The organism is Alkalimonas sp. (assembly GCF_020831925.1).
GTDB lineage: Bacteria > Pseudomonadota > Gammaproteobacteria > Enterobacterales > Alteromonadaceae > Alkalimonas.
This window is the reverse complement of record NZ_JAFIFQ010000012.1, coordinates 55155-67081: the sequence shown is the minus strand read 5'-3', so window position 1 is coordinate 67081 and position 11927 is coordinate 55155. Positions and strand designations below refer to the sequence as shown.

Below are 11927 nucleotides of genomic sequence, written 5' to 3'. Positions count from 1 at the left end.
TGGTCTGGCCGATAAAGACATGGCGCGCTTCTTCGCGCAGCCGGCTGCCATTGCAACTTGGGCAGGGCTGGCTGGCCATGTATTTCACCAGCTCATCGCGCACCGAATTTGATTCGGTGTCGCGATAGCGCCGCTCCATATTGGGCAAAATGCCTTCAAAGGGGTGGCGCCTGCGCACCGCATCGCCGCGATCATTGACGTAACTAAAATCAATGGCCGTGCTCCCACTGCCGTACAGCACCACCTGCTGTTGTTTCTTGCTCAGATCGGCAAAAGGCGTATCGACGGAAAAGTCGTAGTGCGCTGCTACCGACAACAGCATCTGGTGGTAATAAAAACTACGTTTATCCCAGCCCCGGATGGCCCCACCGGCCAGGCTAAGGGCTGGGTTGCTGACCACTTTGGCCGAGTCGAAGAATTGTTTCACCCCCAGGCCATCGCAACTGGGGCAGGCACCGGCCGGGTTGTTAAAGGAAAACATCCGCGGTTCCAGCTCGGTCATCGAGTAGCCGCAGGTCGGGCAGGCAAAATTGGCCGAAAACACCAGCTCTTCCTTGCTGCTATCGTCCATATCGGCCACCCGCACCACACCACCGGACAGCTGCAGCGCGGTTTCCAGCGACTCGGCCAGCCGCTGCTGGATATCGGACCGGACTTTAATGCGGTCAATCACTACTTCGATGCTGTGCTTTTTGTGCAGCTCCAGCGTCGGCGGATCGCTTAAGTCGCAAATCTCACCGTCAATACGGGCCCGGATATAGCCCTGCGTCGCCAGGCTTTCCAGCAGTTTGACGTGCTCACCCTTGCGATCCTGCACCACTGGGGCCAGCACCATCATTTTGCTGCCTTCCGGCAGCGCCAGCACCTTGTCTACCATTTCGCTGATGGTCTGGGCGGCCAGCGGCACATCATGCTCCGGGCAACGCGGCTCACCAACCCGGGCGAACAACAGCCGCAGGTAATCGTATATCTCAGTGATGGTGCCCACAGTAGATCGCGGGTTGTGCGACGTAGACTTTTGTTCAATTGAGATGGCCGGCGACAGCCCCTCGATATGATCCACATCCGGTTTTTCCATCAGGCTGAGGAACTGACGGGCATAGGCCGATAAGGATTCTACATAGCGGCGCTGACCTTCGGCATAGAGGGTATCAAAGGCCAGCGACGACTTGCCCGAGCCGGACAAACCGGTGATCACAATCAGCTTATCGCGTGGAATATCGAGCGAGAAGTTCTTCAGGTTGTGGGTACGGGCCCCGCGAATTGAAATTTTATCCATGCGTTCTGTCACCTGCAGCTGGCAGCCGGATCTGGCTCATCAAAAAACTGTACAAATATACACTAACTTTGCATGGCGGCAAAGTTGCCATGCAGACAGAACGTGGCAAAAGTCCCTTTGGTTTGCTTTGCAAAGCGAATAAAAAAGGCGCTCCGAAGAGCGCCAGGTACGGGGAGAGACCCTTTAAAAACGGTAACTGATACTAAACTCAGCACTACGCGGCATGATGTAGCGGCCGTTTGGCGCTGTTGGATTGCGCGGGTCCCCTTCGGTCAGGCCGGCTTTGTCGGTCAGGTTGGCGATCGACAGCTGCGCCGTGAGCTGGTCGCTGATTTCCAGTTGCATGCCCAGATCGATCTTGCTGTAACCTTTTAAGGTGACGGTATTGCCGTTATCGGCGTAGCGATCGGACACCGCCGCCAGGGTGCCATAGACGGTGGCAAACATAGCGCCGAGGTCAAAGCCATAGCTTGGTGTTAAACGAGCCTGCCAGCGCGGTTGACGCATAGCGCGGTTGCCCAGCACCAGCTCATCCGGATGGTTGGTGATCTCGGTGTTCTGCAAGGTCGAGTTCAGGTTAATCGCCAGCCCGTTACGCGCCATGTAGTTAAAGTCAATCTCAACACCATAGGCTTCGGTGGTCAGCACTTCGGCCGGCGCTCCGGGCCGCGCCACAAACAGCTCGCCTTTGGCTTCGTTCATGAAGCCGGTCAGGTACAGGCTGTAATTTTGCTCCGCCCATTTGTAGCCCAGTTCGTACTGGGTAATTTCGTTGATTAGCTTGTCACCGCTGGTAAAAGCGTCGAAGTTATCGCGAAAATCATCGAAGTAAGGCATTTTCTGACCACGGTTAACCCGGGCAAAGATCCCCATATTGCGCTGCCACATCCAGTTGACACCGGCCGTCCAGGCCACTTTGCTTTCGTCGTAATCGACGGCTTTGGTGATATTGCCATCCAGCCCTTCATCCACCAGATAGGTGATTTGGTGATTTTCGTGACGAATACCGCCATCGACCCGCCATTGCTCATTCAGCTGGTACTCGGCAGCGGCATAAAATGCCCGGGTATGGCCATCACCGGTGGCGTCGATGTCGTAATTCCAGCTGCAGCTTTGCAGGCTGTCGTTGCAGTCGATACCTTGCAGCAACTCACCGCCCTTAGCCAGCACATGCCAGGCCTGATTGCCGATCGACCACCAGTCCTTCACCGAGTAGCGGCTGTCGAAATAACCCAGGGTATAAACGCCATTATCGGTGGTATGGCTAAGCGCCAGATCATTGGTAAAAGCATCGATGTCTTTCAGTACCACCCAGCGGCCCAGTTGCTGCACCCGGGTATCCTCGCCATAAACTCTCCCTGTAGCGGCACCAATTACCGGGCCATTGATGCCGCTGAGATCACCAAGCCGGGCCGGGCCACCTTCCGGTACCAGCCCCAGCGTATTGGCCTGACCGCTGATATGGCTGAAACGGTACACCAGGCGCCAGTCGTAGCTTAAATCCAAATCGACGCTACCGCCGGTAATGCCGCCTTTCCAGCCGCGGCCTTCGCCAAAGTCAAAACTTTGGGTCTCACCATCCGGGCCATAGCCAATGCGGGCCAGGCGGTTGTTCGGGCCTATCTGAGTAAAAGAGTTATCAATGCCCTCGACATTCAGCGGTACCGGCAAATGCCAGACGCCATGATCATCGGTCTGACGGGTGTACAGGTTGATGGTGCCGTTATCCAGCTCTTTGGTCAGGTTCAGGGTAAACTGATGGCCTTCTTCCGAGGTAAAACCGGTTTTGCGCGGACCTTCGGAGCGCTGAATGTAACCACCGGCCATAAAATACAGCCGATCGGCCAGTTGGCCACTGATCACGCCATCCAGACGCTGGCTACCATAGCTGGAGGTGGTGTACTTCACCAGGCCTTCGGTCACATCGCTGCCTTCTTTTAGCAAGAAGTTGGTGGTCAGGCCTGGCTGACCATGACTGATCACCGGGTTGGAGCCGCCGCGCAGCGCCTCCATAAAGTGAATGGTTTCATCGAGGCGGAAAATCGACGAGTTCTCTAAAAACGACAGGGTTGAGGGCGGATAAATCACAGCGCCATTGAGTTGAATGCTGAGAAAAGGCGCATCGCCGGTGCTTGGAAAGCCACGTACAAACACATTGGCACCCGCCACACCGCCAGAGCTTTCCGCCCAGACGCCCGGCACTGCCGTCAGCAGTTCAGCCGTGCTTTTTGGCGCCAGCCGGCTGATGTTTTCATCCGATACATTGGTCATGGCATAGCTGGCATCGACCCGTAAGCCAGCCATACCGCTGGCTTTACCGGTCACCACAATTTGTTCAATCTGGCTGGGGGCTTCGCTGTTGTTGCTGTTATTGTCGTTATCATTGGCCAGGGCCAGCGTGGATGGCATCGCCACCAAAAGCGCCAGTGCCGACAAGCGGGTGTTGAGTTGGGGTTTCATGCGGTTCTCCTATCCTGTTGACTGGGTCTTGTGCCCATTACCTGGCGAATTATTATGCATTCTGGCCAGGTAGTTTTACCTTAGGCGATACTGCAATCGATTGCAATAGCAGAAAAGCACTTTTTGCAATCGATTGTAATTATTTTTATGCTACCCTTCGCCAGACTCTGCCTGATGTCAGACTGGCAGAGCCTGGCCGCTTATGGCAAAGTAGTGTTTTACACCCAAGTGACCCCTAACAGACGCAATGGATCCCCTGCACGGATGAACGACAAGAAAATGATGACGCTGGCCGACATCGCCAAACTGGCGGGTGTTTCTGAGTCTACCGCCTCACGCGCACTGCGCAACAACCCGGTGATCAACCAGGCCACTCGGGAAAAGGTGCAGCAAATAGCCGCAGAGCATCAGTTCAAGGTCAATGCCACCGCCCGCAACCTGCGTACCCAGAAAAGCTACACCATTGCTGTGATCATTGCTTTTGATGCCAAAACCCAGCAAACGGTGTCGGATCCCTTTTTGCTGGAGTTGCTGGGGGTGATTGCCGATGAATTGAGCCAGCACGGCTACGACATGCTGCTCTCCACCAGCAAAAGCGACGACAAAGACTGGGGCAGTTATTTTCTGGACTCGAAACGGGCCGATGGCCTGATCATTATAGGTCAGGGTGAGCACGATCCGCGGGTGGAAGCGCTGGCTCAAACCCAGGTACCTTTTGTGGTCTGGGGTGGGCGCAGTGGGGCAGAGCTTTACCCCATCATTGGCAGCGACAATCGTCAGGGCGGCCGGCTGGCCACCGAACACCTGCTCAATCAGGGCTGCCGGCAGCTGGTGTTTTTAGGTGATATTCGTCACAACGAAATCGAGCAGCGCCACTTGGGCATGCTGGATGCCTGCCAGGCGGCTGGTATTGCAAGCGATGCCGTGCAGCAGCTTACGTGTGATTTTACCGCCCAGGCCGGTTACCTGCAGACCCAACAGCATGTATTTGCACGACTGCCTGAACTGGACGGTATCTTTGCCGCCAGCGATGCCATTGCCATGGGCGCCATGAAAGCCTTGCTGGAGCATGATATTGCCATTCCGCAGCAAGTCGCCTTAGTGGGTTTTGACGACATTGCCATGTCGGCCTATTGCACGCCATCACTCAGCACCGTCAAACAGAACACCCAAAGCGGTGGCAAAGCCTTAGTCAGCCAGTTGCTGGCGCGGATGCAGGGCCAACAACCGCTGTCTGAGCAATTAGCCGTAAAGCTACTGTGCCGTCAGTCCAGTTTGCGCCGGCTGTAGTAACCGCCCTAAGGCTCCTGCCTCAAACCAACACCTGCAACTGCGCTATCGATAACGACGCTATATGCGGTACCACCAGGCTGGCCTGAGCCAGCAGGGCCGGTTCGCCAATGCCAACGGGTCGCATACCAGCGGCACAGATGGCCTCAATACCGGCCACAGCATCCTCCACCCCAATACAGTGCCCGGGAGCCACGCCCAGCCCGGTGGCGGCCAGCAGGAAGACTTCCGGATCGGGCTTGCTGTTTTTCACCTGATTGGCATCGGCCACGAAGTCAAAGTCAGCGGCAATCCCAAGGCGATCCAGCACAAAGGCGGCATTTTTGCTGGCCGAAGCCAGGCCAATTTTCCAGCCTTTGGCTTTAATGGCTGCAAACAATGGCTGCACCCCCGGATACAGATCGGCCGCACTCATATGCTGGATCAGCTGCAGATAGTGCGCATTTTTCTGGGCCATCAGCCGCTCTTCTTCATTGGCGCTGAGCATCAGACCGCCCTTTTCGGCAATCCAGCGCAAGGAGTTCAGCCGGTCCACCCCTTTGAGCTGCTCGTTATCCTGCTCGGTAAAGGGAATCCCAAGCTCATCGGCCAGCGCCTTCCAGGCGCGGAAGTGGTACAGGGCGGTATCGGTCAGCACGCCATCCAAATCAAAAATAATTGCCTGAATAGCCATCGTCTGGCCGGTCATCTTTGCGTTCATAGCGCCTCCCCGGCCAGCAAGGGTCTTTGTTGCGGTTGATGAAGCGCTAGCTGCAAAGCCTCAGCGCCATGGTAAATGGTCAGTGGCTCACCAGCCAGCAACTGGTACTGCGCCTGGCCTTGCTGCACACTGAACTCAAGCACCCGGCCGCGGTAATTGAGCCGGAAACTCAAGCCAGGCAATTGCGCCGGCAAGCGAGGCGAAAAATGCAGCCCATCGGGCCGGCTGCGCAGGCCGGCAAAACCAAACACCAGCGCCTGCCAGGTGCCGGCCATGCAGGCGATATGCACACCGTGCTCGGTGTTGCCGTGCTGGTTGTCCAGATCCATTCGCGCCGAATCGCCAAAAAAGGCATGGGCCTCGGTCAGCTGGCCAAGCTCAGCGCAGGCAATGCTGTGAATGCAGGCCGACAAACTGGAGTCGTGGGTGGTTAAAGGCTCGTAGTACGCCAGGTTGCGGGCTTTTTGCGCCGGAGGAATGGCATCATCCAGCAGCACCATCGCCAGCACCACATCGGCTTGCTTGAGCACCTGATGGCGATAAATCACCAGCGGGTGGTAATGCAGCAGCAAGGGGTAGTTGTCTTTTGGGGTGGCAGCAAAATCCCAGCGTTTTTTATCCAGAAAGCTGTCGTCCTGCGGATGCACGCCTAAACGCGCATCCACCGGCAAATACATCCGCTCGGCGGCTTGCTGCCACAACGCGAGTTCCTGCGCACTGAGCTGCCAGCGCTCCAGCTGTTCGGGCGCTTCGGCCTGAAGTTTCTGCGCCATCTCAACGGCAAAGCGCAAATGCAGCTGCGCCATGGCATTGGTATAAAAGTTGTTGTTCACAATGGCGGTGTATTCATCCGGCCCGGTCACGCCATGGATTTCAAAAGCCCCGTCCCGACGCGGATTGAAAAAGCCAAGTTCAAGCCATAACCGGGCCGTTTCCACCAGCATTTCAATGCCCTGCTCACACATAAAGCGCCAGTCATCGCTGGCCAGGTAATAACAGCGGATGGCATAAGCTATGGCCGCATTGATGTGGTACTGAGCCGTTCCGGCCGGAAAATAAGCCGAGCACTCTTCACCGCCGATGGTGCGCCAGGGATAAAGCGCCCCGCTGCTGTGCGCCATTTCACGGGCGCGCTGGCGGGCAGCATCCAGCTGCCGATATCGAAAACCAAGCAGCTGCCGCGCCACCGCCGGCTGGGTAAAGCTCAGGCAGGGGATCACATAAATTTCGGTATCCCAGAAATAATGGCCATCGTAGCCGGGCCCGGTCAGGCCTTTGGCGCCGATGTTGCTGCGGCCATCCTTGCCGGCCGACTGCCACAAACTAAACAGGTTAAAGCGAATGCCCTGCTGCATCGCCGTATCGCCTTCCATCTGCACATCGGCCTGTTGCCAAAACTGCTGACAGGCACTGGCCTGCAGTTCTGCCAGGCTGGCAAAGCTGTGCTGACTCAGTTCGGCCAGCTGCAAGGCACAGCGCTGCACCAAATCCGTGGTGTCGGCAGCGCTCTGATGGCGATACAGCACCCACTTGGTCAGACTGGCGCTTTCGCCTTGCTGCAAGGACCAGCTGGCTTGCTCGCACAGAACGCCGGGCTTTAACTGCAACTGGCTGACGTTGTTTGCTGCAGCCGGCCAGGCATGCTGCATCATGGCACAAACGCCAAAGTCACTGCCATGCACCCGGTGCAACATCCAGCCTTGCTGCCCAGTAAAGCCTTGCTGCTGCAAATTCAGCGTATCGGCAATCGAGAACACACCGACCCGCGGGTCGTCTTTTTTGCTAAAGGGGGCATAACAGGCATCCAGCTCAGAGCAGATCGTAATGTCACCACTGAAATTCAGTGCTGTTACCTGATAAGCAATACACAGTAATTCAGGATGTTGCATCGAAACCAGCCGCTGACTGCTCAGCAGCAATCGCTTACCTGTTTTGCTTTGCCACTGCCACTGGCGCTGCAACACGCCCTGGCGCATATCCAGGCTGCGCTGGTGTTCGAGTGCGCTGCTGAGCTCTACGCGCTCACCATCCAGCTCGCAGTAGATGCGTTTACCATTGGCGACCTGCAGCATGGTGTGGTTGTTGCGGGCAAAGCCACAGGCCGACTCACCGTACTGAATTGGCTCAGAGCTGTAGACGCCATTCAGATAGGTGCCTTCACAGCTGGAGCTGCCAGCCAGGCCTTCTTCCAACGTACCCCGGGTACCGATGTAGCCATTGGCCAGGCTTAGCAGGGTTTCACACAGCAGCGGCTGTGCTGGTGTCAGAGCCTGCTCAGTCAAGTGCCAGGGATCGACCTGTAAAGGGCTGGCGAAAGGAGTGCTTGTTGCCATAGTGCTTACCTTTTGTTCCATTCTGCAATCACTATACAATGAATTAAATTGCAATTGCAATCGATTGCAAAAGCAAATGTATTGGGTGTATAGTGGCAAAACAGGGTAAAAAAGCAGCAGGCAGCACAGCTGCCGCACTATAAAAAGAGACTACCGTCATGAATCATCTACGCATTAAACTGGCATTACTGCTGACCTATTTTGTCTTTGCCATCTTGCTAAACAGCGTTGGCACTGTGATTTTGCAGGTCATTCACAGCTTTCAGGTGAGCAAAGAAAGCGCCAGTCTGCTGGAAGGGTTTAAAGACATTCCGATTGCGGTGGTGTCGTTTTTACTGGCATCCTGGCTGCCGCGCCTTGGCTACCAGCGCGCCATGATGATTGGCGTTGCCATGGTGATGCTGGCCTGTATCGCCATGCCACTGCTGCCGGCATTCTGGACCACCAAGCTGCTGTTTTTTACCGTGGGTTCCGCTTTTGCACTGATCAAGGTCTCGGTCTATGCCAGCATTGGCCTGATCACCGACAGCCGGGAACAGCATGCGTCTTTGCTGAACTTTATCGAAGGCTTCTTTATGCTGGGCGTCTTGTCTGGCTACTGGGTGTTTGCCGCTTTTATGAACCCGGCCGAGCCCGAGTCGCTTAGCTGGCTGCAGGTATACTGGCTGTTGGCTGGGCTCTGTTTGCTGAATTTGTTGCTGCTGGCCAGTACGCCGATCCCAAAAGTGCCACTGGAACCCACACGCAGTGCCCGGCAGGATTTTGTTGGCATGCTGCAATTGCTGGCCCTGCCACTGGTGCTGGTGTTTATCGTCTCCGCGTTTTTATACGTGGTGCTGGAGCAGGGCATCGGTACCTGGCTACCGACCTTTAACAACCAGGTGCTGCAGCTGCCGAATCAGCTCAGTGTCCAGCTCACCAGCATCTTCGCCGCCAGCTTGGCGCTGGGCCGGCTGCTGGCAGGCCTGGTACTGCGCCATCTGTCCTGGTATGCCCTGGTCAACCTGTGCCTGCTTGGCATGGCGGCCCTGATGTTGCTGATCCTGCCAATGACCCGTGATGTGGTGCTGCCAGAGCCGGTGCATTTGTGGAACGCCCCACTGGCGGCTTATTTGTTCCCGCTGATTGGTCTTTTTATGGCACCGGTTTATCCCATTATCAGCTCGGTGATGTTAAGCGCGCTGCCCAAAGCCCGCCATGCCGCTATGACCGGCCTGATTGTGGTGTTCTCCGCCCTTGGCGGCACCACCGGCTCGATGATCACCGGCCTGACCTTTGCCCGTTTCGATGGCCAGACCGCCTTTTACTTGTCGCTGGTACCGCTTAGTCTGTTGCTTGTTAGCCTGCTGCTGCTTCATCGCTGGCACCGGCAGGGGCCTGTGCCAGCTTCTGCCTAATCACCATCAGGACCGATGCACGCTTTGTGCTGGCTGTGGTATACTCCGGCGCTGCTGTCACAACCACTCAAAGGCTTATGCAACCGACATCGCATCAGTTAACCTCTGCCGAGAAAAAAGCCGCTGCAGCGCTGGCGTTGATTTTTTCCAGCCGGATGCTTGGCCTGTTTATGTTGCTGCCGGTATTTGCCATTTATGGCACCGAACTGGCTGGCTTTTCCCCGCTGTGGATTGGCCTGGCCATTGGTGCTTATGGCTTTACCCAGGCGCTGCTGCAAATCCCGATGGGTTGGTTATCCGATAAAATTGGCCGTCATCAGGTGATGCTGCTTGGTCTTGCTTTGTTTGCGCTGGGTTCCGTGGTGGCGGCGCTGGCCGAGTCCGTTTATATGGTGACCTTTGGCCGGGTGCTGCAGGGGGCAGGTGCCATTGCTGGTGCCGTATTGGCACTGGCTGCCGATCTGACCCGCGAAGAACAGCGACCCAAGGTAATGGCCATTATTGGCATGAGCATAGGCCTGTCGTTTGCCGCGGCTATGGTGCTGGGGCCGATGATCGCCGCTCGTGCTGGTTTGAGTGGTGTGTTCTGGTTCACCGCGGCGATGGCCTTACTGGCAATGGGACTGGTGCTGCGAACCCCCAAAGCCATCAATCAGGCACCGCAGCGGGAAACCCTGGCGGTACCGGCTTTGCTTGGCAAGCTGGTGCGCTCGCCCCAACTGCTGCGGTTGAATCTGGGCATTATGCTGCTGCACTTTCTGCTTACCGCCCTCTTTATTGCCTTACCCCAGCAGTTGCTGGCACTGGATTTTGCCAGTGAAGCGCACTGGCAGCTCTATTTGCCGGTGTTGTTTGGTTCCTTTGTACTGATGGTGCCGATGATCATCATCAGTGTCCGCAAACAACAAGAGATTGCTTTTTTCCGGCTGGCACTGGTGCTGTTATTCAGCGCTACTCTGCTGTTCTGGCTGGGCCCGGCGCAACTGCCACTGCTGGCTGCGGCCTTGCTGCTGTTTTTTACCGGCTTTAATTATCTTGAGGCCAGTTTACCAGCCTTGTTGTCTCGCCAGGCACCAGCTGGCCAAAAAGGTACCGCCATGGGACTGTATTCCAGCGCACAGTTTTTCGGTGCTTTTTTAGGTGGCCTGGCCGGTGGTCTGGTGGCCAGCACGTTTGGCCTGCCAGCGGTCTTTGTGCTAAGCAGCCTGCTTACCATCGGCTGGATCGGCTTAACCGTTGGTATGTCCGTACCAGCCAAAGCAGAGCGACTCAGCATTGATCTGAGCAATAAAACCAGCCGTGAAGCAGAGGCGCTGTTGTTGCAACTGACCCGGCTACCCGGTGTGCTGGAAGCAACCCTGGTGCCTCAGGAACAGCGCTGCTATTTGAAAGTACAAGCCGGCAGTTTTGATTACCAGCAACTGCAGACACTGCAGGCTCGCTAATGTCAGTTTTGTTTACATAGACGGCCATCGTTAAAACTGGCTAATTTATAACCACCTGAATTAGTGTCATAAAAAAACTGGCATTTTCTATGCAAATCTCTTCCTTGCCTGGGCAAAAAGCCCAATCAGGAAAAGGAAGACAACGATGAAGACACAATCTAAAACAACTCTAGGACTGTTGGCAGGCGCAGCCTGCTTGTTGTCAGCTCAAGCCTTTGCCGCTCCAATCGCTAGTTTTGATTTCCAAACCAGCGGCGGTTTCTATTTTGGTTCTGTTCAAGGAGGCGGCAGCTTCGGGACTTGTAATGCTGGTGGTCCTGCAACCTGTGCTTTGACTCTGAGTGACCCAGATACATTGAGTTCTCCTGGCGGCTTTCAGACATACAACCAAGTCTCTTGGGGAACCCCGCACTCCAGCAATACAACGGGTGAACAAAGCAGTCTGGCGGTCAATCATCAAAATGGCTCCATCACCACAGATGGTACTTGGTTTACCATTGATGAATTCATCCATACCAACAATGTGCTTAATGCAGACGGCGGCTGGATGACCAGCGTTGGCTTGTATGGCTTTTTCGAGCTGCTAAGCGGTGAATATTCACTAGGTGCAGAGGTACCCTTGCTTTTTGAAGAAACCGTCAACGCAACACCTTGCCCTCCAGGCACCCCCGGAAGCATCTTGAACCCGGTATGCCCGGATTATTACCTCACCTTCCCACTAACAGCTTCAGACAGCTTTATTGTGGGTGATTACAAATACAATATTTCGTTCCAATTTGTCGCTGGTCCTGGCGCCGTGGTTGAAGAGATCGAAATTGACGGTCTGACATGGACCCGCATTTGGACTCAAGAGGGCAATCCTGGCCAAAGTCGGGTTTTCACTCAGGCAAGTATTACCTTCGAGCCCATCCCTACGCCAGGTACGTTAGCCCTATTTGGTTTGTCTTTAGTGGGCATGGGTGCTTATGCCCGTCGCAGAAAGCAAAGCTAATTCTTACCGTGTAACTACCTTAAAAGAGGCTG

The 11927-nt window shown here is 55.6% G+C and carries 7 protein-coding genes and 1 pseudogene; 4 read left to right on the top strand and 4 right to left on the bottom strand.

Translation table 11 applies throughout. The annotated features are described in order from the left end of the window. Window positions 1–1279 (bottom strand): annotated as a pseudogene (locus tag JJU14_RS06000) (excinuclease ABC subunit UvrA); the annotation flags it as partial. Between the two features lie 183 nt (window positions 1280–1462). Further along, complete coding sequence (locus JJU14_RS05995; protein ID WP_228611688.1) at window positions 1463–3739, bottom strand: TonB-dependent receptor; 2277 nt, start codon at window positions 3737–3739, stop codon at window positions 1463–1465. 174 nt (window positions 3740–3913) lie between these two features. Between JJU14_RS05995 and JJU14_RS05990 the strand changes: the two genes are divergently transcribed. Further along, window positions 3914–5029 carry a LacI family DNA-binding transcriptional regulator gene (locus JJU14_RS05990; protein WP_228611687.1) on the top strand — a complete coding sequence of 372 codons (1116 nt, stop codon included), beginning with the start codon at window positions 3914–3916 and terminating at the stop codon, window positions 5027–5029. A gap of 22 nt (window positions 5030–5051) precedes the next feature. On the opposite strand, the gene pgmB is transcribed toward JJU14_RS05990, so the two are convergent. Together pgmB and JJU14_RS05980 are read right to left on the bottom strand one after the other, a co-directional pair. Further along, window positions 5052–5729, bottom strand: coding sequence for a beta-phosphoglucomutase (gene pgmB, locus JJU14_RS05985; RefSeq protein WP_228611686.1), 678 nt, complete (start codon window positions 5727–5729; stop codon window positions 5052–5054). After that, window positions 5726–8062, bottom strand: coding sequence for a glycosyl hydrolase family 65 protein (locus JJU14_RS05980; protein WP_228611685.1), 2337 nt, complete (start codon window positions 8060–8062; stop codon window positions 5726–5728). The genes pgmB and JJU14_RS05980 overlap by 4 nt, the downstream gene beginning before the upstream one ends. Window positions 8063–8220: 158 nt before the next feature. Between JJU14_RS05980 and JJU14_RS05975 the strand changes: the two genes are divergently transcribed. The 3 genes from JJU14_RS05975 to JJU14_RS05965 all read left to right on the top strand — a co-directional run bounded on the left by JJU14_RS05975 (window position 8221) and on the right by JJU14_RS05965 (window position 11895). Continuing rightward, window positions 8221–9459: an MFS transporter gene (locus tag JJU14_RS05975; RefSeq protein ID WP_228611684.1), complete on the top strand. Its 1239-nt coding sequence runs from the start codon at window positions 8221–8223 to the stop codon at window positions 9457–9459. A gap of 35 nt (window positions 9460–9494) precedes the next feature. After that, window positions 9495–10904 carry an MFS transporter gene (locus JJU14_RS05970; protein WP_228611690.1) on the top strand — a complete coding sequence of 470 codons (1410 nt, stop codon included), beginning with the start codon at window positions 9495–9497 and terminating at the stop codon, window positions 10902–10904. Window positions 10905–11049: 145 nt separating this feature from the next. After that, window positions 11050–11895 carry a THxN family PEP-CTERM protein gene (locus JJU14_RS05965; RefSeq protein WP_228611683.1) on the top strand — a complete coding sequence of 282 codons (846 nt, stop codon included), beginning with the start codon at window positions 11050–11052 and terminating at the stop codon, window positions 11893–11895. The last annotated feature ends 32 nt before the right edge of the window (window positions 11896–11927 follow it).

Bases quoted from the DNA above. Each gene is read 5' to 3' on its own strand.
- JJU14_RS05995 (WP_228611688.1), bottom strand. From the start codon at position 3,739: ATGAAACCCCAACTCAACACCCGCTTGTCGGCACTGGCGCTTTTGGTG.
- JJU14_RS05990 (WP_228611687.1), top strand. From the start codon at position 3,914: ATGTCAGACTGGCAGAGCCTGGCCGCTTATGGCAAAGTAGTGTTTTAC.
- pgmB (WP_228611686.1), bottom strand. From the start codon at position 5,729: ATGAACGCAAAGATGACCGGCCAGACGATGGCTATTCAGGCAATTATT.
- JJU14_RS05980 (WP_228611685.1), bottom strand. From the start codon at position 8,062: ATGGCAACAAGCACTCCTTTCGCCAGCCCTTTACAGGTCGATCCCTGG.
- JJU14_RS05975 (WP_228611684.1), top strand. From the start codon at position 8,221: ATGAATCATCTACGCATTAAACTGGCATTACTGCTGACCTATTTTGTC.
- JJU14_RS05965 (WP_228611683.1), top strand. From the start codon at position 11,050: ATGAAGACACAATCTAAAACAACTCTAGGACTGTTGGCAGGCGCAGCC.